The sequence below is a fragment of the Peterkaempfera podocarpi genome (genome assembly GCF_042466665.1).
In the GTDB taxonomy this organism is placed as follows: domain Bacteria; phylum Actinomycetota; class Actinomycetes; order Streptomycetales; family Streptomycetaceae; genus Peterkaempfera; species Peterkaempfera podocarpi.
The window spans coordinates 173,024-189,245 of record NZ_CP162102.1; the positions used below are offsets into that span (position 1 = coordinate 173,024).

Genomic DNA, 16,222 nt, shown 5'->3' on the forward strand with positions numbered 1-16,222 from the left:
ACGGAGGTGTGCAGCAGATGCGCAGGAGCCGTCAGGACCTCGACCCGTGCTCTGCCCTTGGCCGCTTCTTGACGACGGAGACATCTTGTCGATTCGCCTCACCGCACTGACCGACCTCGATCGCAGCGCGTCCAGTCACCGCCTGGCGTGGCTCGCAGCCGGGCCCACCGGCTCACCCTTGGGCTCGGCCTTTCTGCGGTTGCCCACCGTGTCCGGCCAGGATCACCTGGCAGAACTCGAACTCGCCGTCCATCCGGCTGAGCGGCGCCACGGCATCGGCTCACAACTGCTGGCAGCGGCCGTGGCCGCTGCCCGCGCGGAGGGCCGACGTTGCGTCACCGCTCAGGCCGAGGCGGACTCCCCCGGCGATCGGTTCCTCGCGGCACTGGGATTCCGGAAGGTCCTGACCCTGATGTTCACCCGACTCGAGCTGGCTCAGGTGAGCTCCGCTGCCCTGACTGAGATCGTCCGGCAGCCGCATCCGGGGTACCGGCTTGAGTCATGGGACGGTACGGTTCCCGACCAGCTCGCCGAGAGCTTCGCGCGGTCCCGGCGAGCCATGGACGACATGCCGATGGAGGACACCGACTACGGCATCGTGGTCTGGGATGTGGACCGGGTCCGGTCAGTAGCCCAGGCCGTCGAGAATCGCGGCGACCTGCTGCACACGGTCGCCGCCGTCAGTGTGTCGGACGGTGCGATCGTCGGGTTCACCGAGTTGGTCGTTCCTGGTGACGGCAGGGGTGACGGCCAGCACTACGGCACCGGGGTCCTGCCCGAACACCGTGGACGCCGCCTCGGCCGGTGGATGAAGGCCCAGGCGATCCGACAGGCCGTCGAGTACCACCCGGAGCTCGACGGTCTGCTGACGGACACTGCCGAGAGCAATCGGCCCATGCGCGCGATCAATGACGCCCTCGGGTACCTGCCAACGCATACATCGCTCATGTACCAGCTGGATCTCTGACCACTGCCCTCACCGCCGACCACTGGCCCAGCACACAGCCGCCCCCGGGCCGAGCCACGGGGGCGGCTCGCTCTGCACAGACAGCGGGGCGGGGGGCGCCGAATCTGCTCCCTCCGGGGGCTCACCCCCGGAAGTTGTCGATCAAAGGCCGGAAGGAGCCCTCGCGGCCAAGACGTGTCCAGCGCGTGGTTCTTGGACGCGGGCAGCCTCGCCGAGTGGCTTGAGACCTGGCTCAACGGTCGAGGTTGGTACGAAGAAGACGCTGTCTGCGGAAACCTCGCATTGGTGCCCTGGCCAGACGCCTCCACGCGGCTGTAGTCGGCTCTACTCAGGCCGGGCAGGGCCGGGGCACCAGCACGGGCGTGGACAGCACTGTCCGCAGGCATGGCCGACGCCGAAGCCGGTCGTGCCCCGGGTGCGTTCCCGGTGGCGGATCCCCGCGCAGCGCAGCACGGACACGCTGCCCGCGGCACAACGTTGTACTGGGCCCTTGTGGACATCGACGTGGGGGCATGCTGTCATGTCACGTGCGCAATTTCCAACGTTGGAAGGGCGCGCTGCACGTTCGCATCGGCACGGCAACGACGAGCCATCCGGCCGACGGGAGAACGGAGTTGACATGACAGTCGCATCGAAGAGGCGACGGCTCAAATCCACCCGGCGCCAGGTCGGCGCCGCTACCGCTCTGGCCCTCGCCGCCATGACGCTGGTGAGCGCCGACCCCGCGTCCGCGGGGGATGCGCACGGCCACCGGATACCCACCGTCTCCTCCGGGGATGCCCGCTTCGAGATCCTCTCGCCGACGCTGATCCGCACCGAGTACGCCGGCGACGGGAAGTTCACCGACGATCCGACCTTCAACGCGATCGGCCGCGACGGCTTCGCGCCGACCGCCTACACCGCCAAGGTCACTGGCGGCTGGCTGACCATCAGGACGAGCGCGCTGACCCTGCGCTACCGGGTCGGCTCCGGCCCGTTCGACACCCAGAACCTCTCGGCCCAGCTGACAGCCGGCGGCACCCCGGTGACCGCCACCCCCTGGCAGCGGCTGACCTGCGGGCTCGACGCCCTGTGCGAGGCGGAGAACCTCCGGCTCGACGGACTGTCCGTGGCAGCGGACCACGTCGGCCACACCGGCACCGGCTTCGCCGCCGGGTTCGAGGGCACCGGCAGCTCGGTGTCGGCTGACATCGACGTCCCCAGCGCCGGGACCTACCAGTTCGACGTACGCTACGCCAACGCCCTCGGCGGGGACGGCCAGAACCGGACCAGGACGCTGACCCTCTCCGTGGACGGCGGCGCGCAGCAGACCGTGACCCTGCCCGCCACGGCGAACTGGGACACCTGGAACCTCGCGACCGCGAGCGTGGCGCTCGACGCGGGCCACCACACCATCGCGCTGACCCGGACCGCCTCGGACAGCGGCGACGTCAACGTCGACAGCGTGGCACTGGTGCGCCCCGGTGACGCCTACCCGCCGGCCTCGACCACCGCCATCACCGACTGCCTGCTCGGCGCGAGCTGCGAGGCGGAGTCCGGACGGATCAGCGGCACCGCGGTCAGCGCCACCGACCACAAGGGCTATGCGGGCAACGGCTTCGTCGCCGAGTTGAACCAGGGGTCGAGCCTGACCTCCCACCTGATCGGCGTGCCCGCCGACGGCACGTACACCCTGCGGCTGCGCTACGCCAATGGCGCGGGCGGGGACGGCCTTCACCAGACGCGTACCGCCTCGGTGTCGGCGGGCGGCGCGACCGGGACGCTGTCGTTCCCGGCGACGAAGGACTGGGACGACTGGCAGACGGCGTCGGTCCCCGTGACCCTGAGGGCGGGGGCGAACGACGTCACCCTGGGCTGCCCCGACACCGCGAGCTGCCACGTCAACCTGGACACCGTCTCCGTGGCCGCGACGTCGGCCGCCGCGCCGCCGCCGCACATCGCGCTCGGCGGCTACCGCCGCGGCCTGGACGGTGTGACCGGCAACGGCAACGCCCCGGTGACCACGCCCGGCCTGCTCAACCAGGACGGCTGGTACCTGCTGGACGACACGCCGTCGGCGCTCTACGACACCGCGTCGCAGAAGGTCACAGCGCGGCCCTCGCACGGCGGACAGGCCTACCAGGACGGCTATGTGTTCGGCTACGGCCACGACTACAAGCGGGGACTCACCGACCTCGCCACGCTCACCGGCCCACCCGCGCTCCTGCCCGCTTGGGCGTACGGCGTCTGGTACTCCGAGTACATCGACAGGACCGCCGCCGACTACGAGGACACCGTCCTGCCGGCGTTCCGGTCCGAGGGCGTCCCGCTGGACGTGCTGGTGACGGATACAGACTTCAAGGCCGTGAACGACTGGAGCGGCTGGGAGCTCGACCCGGCCAGGTTCCCCGACCCCAAGGGATTCTTCGACTGGTCGGCCGCGCAGGGCCTGCACAACACGCTCAATGTGCACCCGAGCATCCTCGCCTCCGACCCACAGTTCGCCCAAGCACAGGCCACCGCCAAGGGGAAACTGACAAAGGGCGGCTGCGCCTCGAGCGCCTCGGTCCAGGACAACTGCTACACCTTCGACTTCGGTGACCCCGACCAGCTCAAGGGGTACCTGGACCTGCACCGGACCATGGACCAGCAGGGCAACGACTTCTGGTGGCTGGACTGGTGCTGCGACGCCTCGCAGTCCTCGCTTCCGGGCGTGACGCCGGACGCGTGGATCAACCAGCAGTACGCCACCGCCACCGCCGAGACCCTCGGGCGCGGGTTCGTCCTTTCGCGGGCGTACGGCTCGCTGCAGGCCGGCGGGTACAGCGGGCAGCAGGCGCTGCCGACCGGCCCGTGGGCGGACAAGCGCTCCACCGTGCACTTCACCGGCGACACCTCGTCCACCTGGGGCACCTTGAAACTGGAGGTCGGCTACACCCCGGGTGAGTCCGCCGCGACCGGGATGGCAGCCATCACCCACGACATCGGCGGCCACAACGACACGACGGGGCTTACCGGTTCGGAGACCTACACCGACGGCGGTCAGACCCGCACCACGCACAAGCTGCCCGACGACCTGTATGCGCGCTGGGTGCAGTTCGGCGCCTTCCAACCGATCGACCGGCTGCACAGCAACCACAGTGACCGGCTGCCCTGGCAGTACGGCGAGCAGGCACGGCAGTCCGCCGACACGTTCCTGAACCTCCGCGAGAACCTGGTGCCGTACACCTACTCACTCGCCGAGGAGGCGAACCGCACCGGGGTGCCGATCGTACGCCCGACCTATCTGGAGTACCCGGACCAGGCGCAGGCCTATGCCACCGCCGACAGCGAGTACTTCTACGGCTCCGACGTCCTGGTCGCCCCGGTGACGACGCCGGGGACGACCGCGACCACCTCGGTGTGGTTCCCGCCGGGCCAGTGGACGGACTACTTCACCGGCAGGACCTACCAGGGTGGCACCACCCAGGACGTCACCACCGGCCTGGACACGATGCCGGTGTTCATCAAGGCCGGCGGCATCATGCCCACCCGGACGAACAACGTCAGCGCCGACGACAGGAGCCCGCTGACCGACGTCACCCTGACCGTCGCCACCGGCGCCCCCGGGACGTACCAGTTGTACGAGGACGACGGGACCAGCACGAGCCAGGACGGGCGGCGGGGCCACAGCGCCACCACGACGGTCCAGTACCGGGAGGACGGCACGCGCCACACGGTCTCGATCAGCCCGGCGCGGGGCTCCTTCCGCGGCCAGGTGGAGAACCGGCAGTGGACGCTGTCCCTGCGGGGAACGGCCCACGCGCCCACACAGATCAGCGCCGCCGGTGTCCGGTTGACCCAGCGCGACTACCACTGGGACAGCTCGACCGGGGCTCTCACCATCACCCTGCCCCGGCACACCGTGCACGGGCCGATCACCGTCACCTACCAGTAACGACAGCAGGGTACGGCCGGCCCGAACGGCGGCCGTCGGCGGACCCGCGCACCGAGCGCCCTCCGTCGGCGGCCGCCACTGTGCCGTATGCCACCGCCGGCAGTGTCCTGGTACGGCGGTGAACTGCACCTCCGACCGCTCACCAGGGCGGTTCCGTCCCGGCGTGCTCGCCCACCGTGTACGGCGCGTACCAGTCCGGCCGGTCCAGGTTCGGTTCTCGGCAAGCGGCCCGTGCCCAGGCCGGTGGGCGACGGGCAGGCGGTCAGTGTGCGACGAGCTGCTGGCCGCCGTCGATGTCGTATGTGGCGCCGGTGAGGGCGCCGTTGGCCATGAGGTGCAGTGCGAGGGCGGCGACATCCGCCGGTCCGACCACCCGGCGAATAGGCAGCGTCCTCCTCAGCTCCTCACGGCGCGCCTCGAGTTGGTCACCGAGAAGGGAGGCCGACAGGGGTGTGTCCACGAACCCGGCCGCGATCAGGTTGACCCTGACCGGGGCGACCTCCAGTGCCAGGTTGGCGGTCAGCGCCGGCAGCGCCGCGGTGAGGGCACCCATCACGGCCATCCCGGGAGCGGGCCGCCGCCCGCCGGTGCCGCCGACGAACAGCAGCGTTCCCCCGGCCCTGACCTTCTTCCGGCTCGCCCGCGCCACCGCCAGCATCGTCGCGATACGCCCGCCGAAGTCCCGCCCCGCCTCGGTCAGGTCGAGTTCGTCGAGCGGCGTGTACAGCGGGCCGCCCGCCGTGACCATCACATGGTCGACCTGCCCGGGCAGCTCTTTGAGAAAGCGTTCCAGGCGCTCGGTGTCCTGGGCGTCGAACGCGGCCGTGCGCAGCGGATTCAGCTCCTCCGCAACCTGCTTGAGGCGTTCGGCGTTCCGCGCCACGAGCACCAGCTCGCCGCCGGCCGCACGCACCTGCCGCGCGGTCTCCAGACCGATGCCCGCGCTGCCGCCCACCACCACAACCGTCTGCCCGGCCAGCTCTCCGCGCGCTCCGCCGGCTCCTCCTTCGGTCCCATTCACAGGGGGTCACCACCCTCAGCACACGGTTTCCGTACATCCCTCCGCTCGACACCCGCCCCGCGTGATCGCCTCCATATGTCGTGGGCGCTCGTTTCCCTGGTGTGGTGCCGCCCTGGCGCTCAACCGCAGTTTGCCGCCCTCGAGAAGGAAGACGTTCTGCTCGTCGACCAATCAGAAGAGCGACGTCGGCCGGGGAGTACGGCACTTCACAAGTCGTGGCCGGTTCTGATCCGGTACGCGACCAGACCGGTCACTGCGGGGACGCAGACGGGCTGAGGGACCAGGGCAAGCCCCAGGTCCTCTGGTGGAGACCGCCGATTCCGGAGCTTCAGTCTCTCACCCACCCGGCTCAACGGCATCCGCGCCGGTGGTCGCTGGCCAGGCGAGCTGGACCTCGGTGTTGCGTGATGAATGGGCTTCCCCCTGACACCAGCAGCCGGGCCTGCTCACTCAGCCACTGCACTCGACGGGGTGATGTCGGCTGCCGTGGCGGTCGGTCCCCGCGCCAGCGACCGTTAGCCCACTCGGACCTGGCGCGGTGCCCATGGGGTGATGCGCGTCCCAGCGACGATGACTACGGGGGACGACGGGGCACCGCCGCCCTCGGCTGCCGGCCACCATCGGACACAAGTAGCAGCCGCACCGTGATCGAGTCCCACCCGTACAACCCGCGCGCTCCGTCACTCGTACAGCAAGTCGCCGATACCGCGGTCTATGGCGAGCCCGCCGTAGGGCGTCACGATGGAGTCGTGCGTAGCAGACCTGCATCTCCCCGGGTGGGGTCGACGGCTGTCCCGCCGCGTCGGAGCCGGGCCAGGCGCATCGCCTACCGGACGGCCGCACTGCTCTGCGGGGGGCTGCCGGTGTTCGTCTTCCCCATGCCGGGCCTCTGGCCGGCGGCCTGGGTGGTCCTGGTGCCGCTGATGCTGCTGCTGCGGGCAGCCCCTGGCCCGGGTGAGGCGGCACTGCTCGGTTGGCTGGGCGGCACCGGGTACCTCGCGGCCACCCAGTACTGGCTGCTGCCCAGTCTCACCTTCTTCTTCCCGCTCGCCGCGGTCGTGCTGGGACTGCTCTGGCTGCCGTGGGGCGTGCTGGTGCGGGCGCTGCTGCGCGGGCGGGTGGGCCCAGCGGGGGCGGTGGCCGCCCTGGCGGGTGTACCGGCGGGGTGGGTGCTGATCGAGGCCGTGCGGTCCTGGCAGTGGCTGGGTGGGCCCTGGGCTGTCCTGGGGGCGAGTCAGTGGCAGCATCCGGCGGCGCTGGGACTGGCTGCGGTCGGCGGGGTGTGGCTGGTCGGCTTCGCCCTGGTGGCGGGGAACACCGCCGTGGTACTGCTGATCACCCAGCCGCGTGCGCCGCAGGTGGTGACCGTCGCGGTGGCCGGCGGGGTGGTGGCGGTGGCAGCCGGCCCGACCTGGTTCGCCGCGCACCCCGACCCGGTGTCGCAGGGTGCGGTGCGGGTGGCGATCGTCCAGCCCGGTGTGTACCCCAACCCTGCCTCGCGGCTCACAGCCGGGATCGCGCTCACCGAGCGGCTGGCCGGCCGGCCCGGCGGGCTGGATCTGGTGGTGTGGGGTGAGAGCAGTGTGGGCTCGGACCTGGCCACCGACCCGCAGGTGCGGGACCGGCTGATCGCCCTCTCCGCCCGGGTCGGCGCACCGCTGCTGGTCAATGTGGATGCGGTCCGCGCGGACGGCGGCATCGCCAAGGTGTCGGTGCTGCTGGACGCCCATGGTGTGATCGGGCAGTACACCAAGACGCGGCTGGTCCCGTTCGGTGAGTACATCCCTTTCCGTGCCCAGCTGGGCTGGCTGGCCGGTGTCACCCAGGCGGCCGGGGTCAACCGCGAGCACGGCCCGGGTCCGGTGGTGCTGCGCACCCGTGCGGGTCTGCCGATCGGTCCACTGGTCTCGTACGAGTCGACCTTCCCCGACATGGCTCGGACCCAGGCGGACAACGGGGCGCGGCTGCTGGTCTACCAGACGTCGATGTCCACGTTCCAGCGCAGCTGGGCTCCGGTCCAGATGGCTTCGCTCGGGGCCGTCCGGGCCGCTGAGACCGCACGGCCGGTGGTGCAGGCGGTGCTCAGCGGCGAATCGGCCGCATATGACGCACGCGGGCGGCAGCTGGGCCGGCTGGACCCCGACCGTCGCGGCACGCTGGTGGTGACGGTGCACCCGTCCACGGCCGGCACCCCGTACCAGCGGTTCGGGAACTACGTCCCGGTGGTCTGCCTGGCTCTGGTCCCCATCGCACTGCTGGTGGGTGGGCGGCGCGGCAGAGGGGCTCGAGGCCGCTGACCGTTCGGGGAGCTGGACGGCGCAGCGTTGAGGGCAGGGCAACGACCGACCGCTGAACGTCGCGGGCCACGGTGCAGTACGGCAGCGCAGCCCCAGCGGCGAAGCCGGGTTCACCTGACGGCTGAGGCGCCGCCCTCCCTGCCGACCCTGGTCGCCAGGGCCGCGACCCCGGCTCTGTTCACGACGGTGGACAGGGGCAGGGCAACGGCCTGGGGCGTCACAGCCCATGCGACTGGGATGCGAACGGATCACACCGAGGGACAGCAGTCTGCGGCGGTCGCAGGACGACCCCGATCGCTACGGGAGGCCATCGGCTGATCGGCTGCCAGGCGGTGAACCAAAGGGCGGTGGGGCGGTCGTCGTCATCGCACCAGCGCGTCCCGGCGGGCTTCGCCGGCTCCCCTCTCGGCGGGGTAAGCCTGCCGGGCCTGCCCCGAGCGAGTTAGGGATGATGGGCTACTTGCCGATCGCGTCGAGTTCAGCGATCGCGTCGGCGGGCAGGGTCAGGTCGGCGGCGGCGATGTTCTCGCGCAGATGGGCCGGCGAGGACGTGCCGGGGATCAGGACCATGGACGGGGAGCGCTGGAGCAGCCATGCCAGGGCAACCTGCTGGCGGGTGGCGCCCAGGCGCTCGGCGACGTCTCCGAGGGTCTGCGACTGGAGCGGACTGAAGCCGCCGAGCGGGAAGAACGCGGCGTAGGCGATGTTCTCGGCCGCGCAGCGGTCGACCATGGCATCGTCGGTGCGCTTGGCCAGATTGTAGAGGTTCTGCACGGTGACCACGGGGGCGATGCCCTGGGCCTCGGTCAGCTGCGCGTCGGAGACACCGCTCAGGCCCAGGTGGCGGATCAGGCCCTGTCGGCGCAGCTCCGCCAGGGCGCCGAACTGCTCGGCGATGGAGTCGGTGCTGCCGGCTTCGAGGGCGGCGGTGCGGAGGTTGACCACGTCCAGGGTCTCCAGGCCGAGGTGCTGGAGGTTCTCGTGGACCTGGGCCTTGAGGTCCGCGGGGTCGAGGGAGGGGATCCAGGCGCCCTTGTCGTCGCGGCGCGCACCGACCTTGGTGACGATGTGGAGGCCTTCGGGGTAGGGGTGCAGGGCCTCCTTGATCAGTTCATTGACGACGGCGGGGCCGTAGAAGTCGCTGGTGTCGATGTGGGTGAGGCCGAGGTCGGCCGCCTCGCGCAGCACGGCGATCGCCTGGTCGCGGTCCTTCGGCGGCCCGAGGACGCCGGGACCGGCGAGCTGCATGGCGCCGTATCCCATGCGGGTGATGGTGAGGTCCTCGGCGAGGGTCAGGGTCTGGAGCTTCGAGGTGGTGGTCACGGGGTGTCCTCCGGGGCTTTCTTCATCCATCAGTATCTAACTGGATAGATACATCGTAGGCATGCTTGCCCGAGTAAGTCAAAAGTTAGTTACACAGGCTAGGGTGGCCTCATGGCTACGCACGAGACGGCCCCACGCGCGGCCCCACGCGCCCCGCGCCCCAAGAACTCCGCCGCCACCAAGGAGCTGCTGCTGTCCGCGGCGACAGCGGAGTTCGCGGACCACGGCCTGGCGGGCGCCCGGATCGATCGCATCGCGGAGCGAGCCGGAGCCAACAAGCGGCTGCTGTACGTCTACTTCGGCGACAAGGACCAGCTCTTCGAGGCCGTGCTGCAGCGCCAGATCGGCAAGCTCGCCGAGGAGACCCCCCTCACCGACGGCGACCTGGTCTCCTACGCGGCAGCCCGCTTCGACTTCATGCTCGCCCACCCGCAGACGGCCCGGTTGGCCGCCTGGCGGCGCTTCGAACGCAACGACCACTGGAGCGGGACCGAGGTCGAGAGCTACCGGGCCAAGGTCGACGCCGTGGCCGCAGCCCAGCGCGAGGGCCGCCTGGACGACAGCCTCCCCGCCATAGACCTGTTCGCGATCGTCCTGCGGATCACCGAGAGCTGGCTGGACGCGCCCCTGGCCCTGACCACCGTCTCCGGATCCGAGCCCCGGTCCGCCCAGCGGCTCGCCGAGCACCGCGCCGCCCTCCTGGATTCCGTCCGCCGCATCACCGCCCCCCGAACCCCGTCCGCACCGACCGGCGCGCACGCCTGAACCCCCCCACCGACCCGGACAGCGCAACCCCGCACGGCCATCACCCAGCTCCCCCACCTGCTCCTGGGCGGCACGGCGCGGGCCCTCGCGGTGCTCGCCATGCAGCATTGACCGCTCGACCATCGGGCCGACCTGGCACATGCCCACCCCGCACCCCCTCCCCCAGGTGACGATGGGACCGTCGGCGCCCGCAGGCTCACCCCACCGCGAGCGTGCGGGTGCCTCGGGACGACTGGGTCGCCATCCCGGAATCGCGTACCTGGCTGGCCGCTGAGATGAGTACGCGGGCAACGGGCTCGGCCTGGAACACCGCGACCGCTGCGTCGTCGGCACCTCTGGCTTCGCTGGACATCCCCGTCCAAGCACGCTCGCAGGTCTGCTGAGCTGTCAGCGAACCACCGCACGGCCGCCCGGGCCACCACGCAGGCTGGAGCCATGGATGTGATCGAGGTGGTGCCGGGACTGCAGATGCTCCGCTTCCCGGTAGCGGCGGCCTATCTGTGGCGGGACGGCAACGAACTGACGCTGGTCGACACCGGGACGGCGGACTGTGCTGCGGCGATCGAGGAAGTACTGGACGGCGAACTGCGGCGGATCGTACTGACCCACTGGCACGAGGACCATGCAGGTTCGGCCGCCGAACTGGCCCACCGGCACGGGGCGGAGGTGGTGGCGCACCACCTGGAGGCGCCGGTGATCCGTGGGGACGTGGTCGGCGCCCCACCCGAACTGGAGGACTTCGAGGTGCCCATCCGGGCGGCGCTTCCAGCCCTGCCGCCGGTTCCGGCGTGCGTGGTGGACCGGGAGGTGGAGGACGGCGATGTGCTGGACTTCGGCGGCGGGGCGACGGTGGTCGCGGTGCCAGGGCACACCGACGGGTCGATCGCACTCCACCTGCCCGGGCGGGGAGTGCTGTTCACCGGCGATGCGGTCGCCAACGTCGGCCGGACCATGCTCGGCGTCTTCAACACCGACCGGGCCCGCGCCATCGCGTCGCTGCGCCGACTGGCCGAGCTCAAGGCGGAGACAGCGCTCTTCGGTCACGGTGAGCCGATCCTGCACGGCGCTGCGACCGCCCTGCGGGAAGCGGCTGACGCAACGATGTGACAGCGGCCTGCTCATCGGTCGGGCGATGTGATCACGGCGGCGAGGCGACCGACTCGCCCATCCGGACCCCTCCGGGTCGCAGCCGCCGCATCCTGCACATTCACGGTCCGCCACGAGGCGACCGCCTTTGTGGCCGCCGTCAACGAGTGATCGTGACCGGCATCGCCACCCTCGGCCCAGCCGCCCCTACCCGACCTTGGCCGCACGCAGCGAGTAGACCTGCGGGACGGGCTGCCCGCCGGGGAAGCGGAAGTGCCCGCAGGCGGTGGGCGGGCCGCCCTCGCCCACGGGCGGCGAGTAAACGAGCGTCCTGACCCGCATGAACACGGCTCCTGGCACCCGCGCGGTCTCGACACCTCACCCGCCGTCTCCAGGGGCATCGGCGGATCCCACTCCGTGTCGGCGGTGGTCACCCGCGGTCGTGGGCATGGGACGCCGTCACGGACTCGCACTGCACGCAGGGCCGAGTCCGCAGAGCCCCGGCCGGGTCGTCGTCGGTGTTGCACGGCACACTGGCCCACATGACGCCCGACGCACTCAAAGCCATCTGTCTGGGACTGAACGGGACGGCCGAAACCTTCCCCTTCAATGCGGAGACCTCTGTCTTCAAGGTCAGCGGGAAGATTTTCGCGATCAGCGCCCTGGACGCCCAGCCGCTGAGTGTGAGCCTGAAGTGCGAGCCCGAACTTGCGCTGCGGCTGCGTGCGGCCCACCCGGAGATCACCGCCGGCTGGCATCTCAACAAGCGCCATTGGAACACGGTGCGACTCGACGGATCGTTGCCCGACGACCTGGTCCGCGAGATGCTCGAGGACTCCTACGATCTGATCGTCGCCAAGCTGCCGCGCGCCCAGCAGCTCCTGCTGGACTGGCCGGGGACACGCAAGGCCGACGAACGCTGAGGCGGCCGGAGCAGCCCCGGTGTGACGGGTGTTCTGATTCCGGTCCCGGACCCGCGGTCGCCGCCGCGTGAGCTGTCCGCCCCGGCACATTCCCCGTCATCAGGCCGTCGACCGGGGAGTACCAACACGTGCCGACATTGACCCCGACGGCGTCGGGCCCTGCTGCCCCGCACCTGGAGCCCGGTGTCACACCCGACTGGGACGATCCACCCTGAGTTCTTCCGCTGCACCGACTGCCTGACCGGCCCCGCGCGCCCGGTCAGGCAGCGGCTGCGCAGGGGCCCTACCAGCGCAGGGTTGTGGCAGCGGCCGGGCTGCGGCGCCCGCTCACCGACACTGCCTCCAGCTCAAGGGTGGTCGTCGCGCCGTCCGTACCGCGTGCCAGCAGGGGCACGCAGTAGGCGCCGTCATAGGTGCGGCCCAGCCACTGCCTGCCGGCGGGCGTGCGGCGCAGAATGTCGTAGTGTGCCACCCCGTCGGGCGCGAACTTCCAGCTCAGATAGACGCTCGCAGCGTTGCCCGAGATCGTCGCGCGGTCGACGGTGAATCCGGTCGGGGTGGCCGGGGCGGGTTCGCGTCCGGTCTCTCCGATCCGCAGCTCGCCGAGGTTGATCGCGATGCTGGAGGCACCGTCGGGGCCGGCTGCCAGCGAGACGCTCACGGCTGCCACCGTGCGACCGGCCCACTGCGCCAGCGGTGCCGACCAGCGCGACCAGCCGGTGCCGGTGGTCCCGGTGACGGTCAGCCACTCCATCTCCGGGGCGTCCTGGAAGGCCAGCCAGACCCGTAGTGTCGGGCTCGCGGTACCAGGGGGAGCCGGTGGCATCCGCCGCACCAGGTCCACCGCCGTGCTGCCGGTGAGCTTCAGGGCGGTCTTGTAGAGCCGTACGAACGCGGACTGCCCAGGGCCGAGCGCGCCGCTGAGCCTGAGCGACGATCCGCCGTCGTACGCCTGGGTGTGGTCGTAGTCCACCCGGATCGCGTTGCTCGGGGCCCCGGCGAGGTCACGTACCCACCACTGCCAGGTGGGCAGCAGGTCCTGGATGCCGATGTTGAACCACGGCTGCTCGCCGACCTGTTGGCCGTCGATGAAGAACCGCTCGCCGGTGCCGGTGCAGAAGCGGGTCACAAAGGGCAGCGCACCGATCGGGGACTTCTCCACGATGTTGTGGGCCGTGCCGTCCCAACCCGACGGATCCAGTGGGTGGTTCCGGTCGGGCTGCTTCGTACGTCCGGAGCGCGAGGGGTCCTCCATCGGGCCCGACCACAGCTGCCGCTCGCGGGCGTAGGCCCGAGCCTGCCTGGCGATGGTGCTCTTGTCGCCCTCAACGGTGGTCCAGACCATCTCGGAGCCGAGGAACGCCCAGCTGGTGCGGGGAGCGGTCTTGGTGGGGAAGATCGCGACAGGGTCGTACTCCTGGGCGAATTCATCCTTTCCGATCTCGCTGCCGGCGTAGACGACCGCGAAGGGGTCGAGCTTCAGGGACTGCGCGGCATAGTCGTGCGACTCCTGGAGCAGCGTGGCATTCCACCAGTAGTTGAGGAAGATGCTGCTGCTGACCCGCTGTCCGCCTGAGACCACCCACGGGGCGTTCTGATCGTCGAGCGCGTTCTGGTAGTCGACCTCGCCGTCCGTCGTCAGGGAGTCGTACCACTGGAGGTGGAATGGCTTGGGGGCCCTGCGCATCATGTACGTGAGCATCTGCATCAGCAGGGCCGCCTGCTCGCGGGTGACTCCCACCTCCTGGTTGATGAAGTACCCGTCGAAACCGAACCAGTCGGCCATGGCGATGAGTTTGTCGGCCACCGGGAAGGTGCCTTGAGCTGTCTTCTCGACGGCCGCGGAGAAGTCGTCGCCCTCGCGCCAGAACCAGCAGCCCAGGCTCAGCACACCGTTGCGGTGCGCGGCGTCGGTGTATCCCGGGTTGGGCGGGTTGATCAGTCCGTACGGCGGGTCGGGGTCATGACTGTGGCCCTCCAGCGGCAGTCCGTGCCAGGAGGCGAAGAGGTCGGCGTACTGCCAGAACCGCAGCGCGTAGGCGTCAACTCCGATGCCGTAGGGGTAGCCCTCGACCTCGGAGCCGGGTTGCACATAGTCGCCTGCGAGCACCGCCAGCCGCGGGCGGGCATCCAGGCCGCGCCGGGACTGCGTGGGCTCGAAGGGGGCGATCCGTGGGGCGAGCGGTACGCGAGAGCGCAGATACCGGGCGTTGCCGTCGGTCTCCGGCGTCCACGCTTTGATCTGCGGAGCCGAGTACCCGTGCATCAGAGGCGGTTCGGGACCGTAGGGACCACCTGCGCGGGCCGAGGCGTCCTCGGTCCGGGGGTGGCCGTGCACCACCGTGGTACCGGCGTTCGGGAGGGCGCGTCCACTCGGACCTCCGAAGCGGGCCTGCGGTCTCCCTGAGGGACCAGGGCGCTGGAATGAGCCGGTGTCGTCAGCAGGCATGAGACTCCCATCGCACCGGGACCAGCCGTGCACCATCGGGTACAGGCCGGGACCGGCAGTGAAGCACTGGGTCGGGTGTGGATATGCCTCGTCCGTCTCTTCCACCATGACCGGCCATGCAGCTGTGGGCAATCGGGGCACATCGACATGCGGGTTGCGGGCAAGGGTGGGCGGGGTACGGCGCAGCTCGGTGACCGGCTGATGCCGGATGTTCCGGGCCGCGAGGGTGTCGTGCGCGCCGTACCGGGCGGCTGCGGCCCGCTGGTCGGCGACCGTTGCGGCGAGGCCGTCAGGGTTCACCGATGTCCGGGGCGGTCTTTGAACCCGAGGACCGCGTCGTCCGGCGTCGCCACGGCTGGGCCTGGCAGCAGCCGGCCCACCCGTCGTGTCCGGCGCAGCTGCCGGGAGGTGTGCCGGCCGGCCCGGCCCTGGTCCATGAGTCCTGGTCCATGAGTCGCAGGGCTGCGCCCGGTGTCGGATCTCAGCCGCGGGGCGGGGCCTGCGAGTGGCCGGTCCGGTGTGTGGGGCTGCTCCAGCTGGCGAGGAGTTTCAGGCGCTCCTCGGAGGGCGAGCCCGGTTCGGCGGTGTAGATGCCGAGGGTCTGGTCGGGGTCGTCGGTGGCGAGGAATGCCTCATATCCCAGGACCATGTCGCCGACCAGGGCGTGGTGGTAGCGCTTGGTGCCGTGAGTGCGCTGGAGGACGTCGTGGTCGGCCCACCAGCTGCGGAAGTCGGGGTCCTGGACGGAGAGTTCGCCGACGAGTTCGGCCAGGGCGGGATCGTGGGGGTGGCGGCCGGCATACAGGCGCAGGGAGGCGACCACTCCGCGAGCGCCCTCCTCCCAGTCGGCATGGAGGGTGCGCACCTGCTCGTCGAGGAAGATGAGCCGGGCCATGTTGCGGCAGCGTGCGGGCAGCGCTTCGAAGTCGGTGTAGAGGGCCCGGGCGAGGTGGTTGCTGGCCAGCACGTCCAGGCGCCGCCCGAGCACCAGGACCGGGACGTCGGTGAGCGTGTCCACCAGCAGCTGCAGGCCCGGGCGGACGCGCTGCGGAGGCAGCGGACGCGGCCGGGCCGGAGACCTGCGCGCAATCCGGAAGAGATGTGCGCGCTCCACCTCGCTCAGCCGCAGGGCGCGCGCGAGGGCGTCCAGGACCGTCTCCGAGACATGGGCGTGACGTCCGCGTTCGACGCGGATGTAGTAGTCCACGCTCACCCCGGCGAGCTGGGCGACCTCCTCGCGCCGCAGGCCGGGCACCCGCCGCGTACCGGAATGCGGCGGCAGACCCGCCTCCTCGGGGGTGATCTTCGCGCGGCGCGAGCGCAGGAATTGCTGCAGCTCCGTGTTCGGCTCCTGACCCATGCCACCACGGTAAAGCCGGCCAACCCCGGCACGGAGCCACGAAGGGGGCCCTGCTGTGCCCCCGGTCGGAGCAGGTCTCCCGCCCCGGTCGGTAAGCGTGTTCGGCTTGGAGCAC

11 protein-coding genes are annotated in these 16,222 nt (G+C 70.8%); 6 read left to right on the forward strand and 5 right to left on the reverse strand.

Features of this window, described 5'->3' with window-relative positions; genetic code table 11:
- Positions 1-85 precede the first annotated feature (85 nt).
- On the forward strand, positions 86-967 hold the full coding sequence (locus AB0761_RS00765) for a GNAT family N-acetyltransferase (protein WP_377266865.1): 882 nt from the start codon (positions 86-88) through the stop codon (positions 965-967).
- Between the two features lie 700 nt (positions 968-1,667).
- Entirely contained in the window at positions 1,668-4,883 is a 3,216-nt protein-coding gene (locus AB0761_RS00770; protein ID WP_377273898.1) for a TIM-barrel domain-containing protein, read from the forward strand.
- A 262-nt stretch (positions 4,884-5,145) separates the two neighbouring features.
- Here AB0761_RS00770 and AB0761_RS00775 read toward each other — a convergent pair whose 3' ends face one another.
- Positions 5,146-5,904, reverse strand: a complete 759-nt coding sequence (locus AB0761_RS00775; RefSeq protein WP_377266866.1) for an SDR family oxidoreductase — start codon at positions 5,902-5,904, stop codon at positions 5,146-5,148.
- Between the two features lie 749 nt (positions 5,905-6,653).
- Between AB0761_RS00775 and lnt the strand changes: the two genes are divergently transcribed.
- Complete coding sequence (gene lnt, locus AB0761_RS00780; RefSeq protein ID WP_377266867.1) at positions 6,654-8,201, forward strand: apolipoprotein N-acyltransferase; 1,548 nt, start codon at positions 6,654-6,656, stop codon at positions 8,199-8,201.
- A gap of 456 nt (positions 8,202-8,657) precedes the next feature.
- Here the strand turns inward: lnt and AB0761_RS00785 are convergent, their stop codons facing one another.
- Complete coding sequence (locus AB0761_RS00785; protein WP_377266868.1) at positions 8,658-9,554, reverse strand: oxidoreductase; 897 nt, start codon at positions 9,552-9,554, stop codon at positions 8,658-8,660.
- An 81-nt stretch (positions 9,555-9,635) separates the two neighbouring features.
- Here AB0761_RS00785 and AB0761_RS00790 point away from each other — a divergent pair, with 81 nt between their 5' ends.
- Positions 9,636-10,289 carry a TetR family transcriptional regulator gene (locus AB0761_RS00790; protein WP_377266869.1) on the forward strand — a complete coding sequence of 218 codons (654 nt, stop codon included), beginning with the start codon at positions 9,636-9,638 and terminating at the stop codon, positions 10,287-10,289.
- A 435-nt stretch (positions 10,290-10,724) separates the two neighbouring features.
- On the forward strand, positions 10,725-11,396 hold the full coding sequence (locus tag AB0761_RS00795) for an MBL fold metallo-hydrolase (protein WP_377266870.1): 672 nt from the start codon (positions 10,725-10,727) through the stop codon (positions 11,394-11,396).
- Positions 11,397-11,582: 186 nt separating this feature from the next.
- On the opposite strand, the gene AB0761_RS00800 is transcribed toward AB0761_RS00795, so the two are convergent.
- On the reverse strand, positions 11,583-11,717 hold the full coding sequence (locus AB0761_RS00800) for a hypothetical protein (RefSeq protein ID WP_377266871.1): 135 nt from the start codon (positions 11,715-11,717) through the stop codon (positions 11,583-11,585).
- Between the two features lie 200 nt (positions 11,718-11,917).
- Here AB0761_RS00800 and AB0761_RS00805 point away from each other — a divergent pair, with 200 nt between their 5' ends.
- Positions 11,918-12,298 (forward strand): MmcQ/YjbR family DNA-binding protein, encoded by a 381-nt coding sequence (locus AB0761_RS00805; RefSeq protein WP_377266872.1) that lies wholly within the window; start codon positions 11,918-11,920, stop codon positions 12,296-12,298.
- Between the two features lie 283 nt (positions 12,299-12,581).
- Here the strand turns inward: AB0761_RS00805 and AB0761_RS00810 are convergent, their stop codons facing one another.
- Together AB0761_RS00810 and AB0761_RS00815 are read right to left on the reverse strand one after the other, a co-directional pair.
- Positions 12,582-14,564 carry a hypothetical protein gene (locus tag AB0761_RS00810; protein ID WP_377266873.1) on the reverse strand — a complete coding sequence of 661 codons (1,983 nt, stop codon included), beginning with the start codon at positions 14,562-14,564 and terminating at the stop codon, positions 12,582-12,584.
- 664 nt (positions 14,565-15,228) lie between these two features.
- Positions 15,229-16,107, reverse strand: a complete 879-nt coding sequence (locus AB0761_RS00815) for a helix-turn-helix transcriptional regulator (RefSeq protein ID WP_377266874.1) — start codon at positions 16,105-16,107, stop codon at positions 15,229-15,231.
- Positions 16,108-16,222: the final 115 nt, after the last annotated feature.

Excerpts from the sequence above, each read along its gene's own strand:
- AB0761_RS00800 (WP_377266871.1), bottom strand. The coding sequence starts at position 11,717 with ATGCGGGTCAGGACGCTCGTTTACTCGCCGCCCGTGGGCGAGGGCGGC.
- AB0761_RS00795 (WP_377266870.1), top strand. The coding sequence starts at position 10,725 with ATGGATGTGATCGAGGTGGTGCCGGGACTGCAGATGCTCCGCTTCCCG.
- AB0761_RS00815 (WP_377266874.1), bottom strand. The coding sequence starts at position 16,107 with ATGGGTCAGGAGCCGAACACGGAGCTGCAGCAATTCCTGCGCTCGCGC.
- AB0761_RS00790 (WP_377266869.1), top strand. The coding sequence starts at position 9,636 with ATGGCTACGCACGAGACGGCCCCACGCGCGGCCCCACGCGCCCCGCGC.
- AB0761_RS00785 (WP_377266868.1), bottom strand. The coding sequence starts at position 9,554 with ATGGATGAAGAAAGCCCCGGAGGACACCCCGTGACCACCACCTCGAAG.
- AB0761_RS00805 (WP_377266872.1), top strand. The coding sequence starts at position 11,918 with ATGACGCCCGACGCACTCAAAGCCATCTGTCTGGGACTGAACGGGACG.
- AB0761_RS00810 (WP_377266873.1), bottom strand. The coding sequence starts at position 14,564 with ATGCACGGGTACTCGGCTCCGCAGATCAAAGCGTGGACGCCGGAGACC.
- AB0761_RS00770 (WP_377273898.1), top strand. The coding sequence starts at position 1,668 with ATGACGCTGGTGAGCGCCGACCCCGCGTCCGCGGGGGATGCGCACGGC.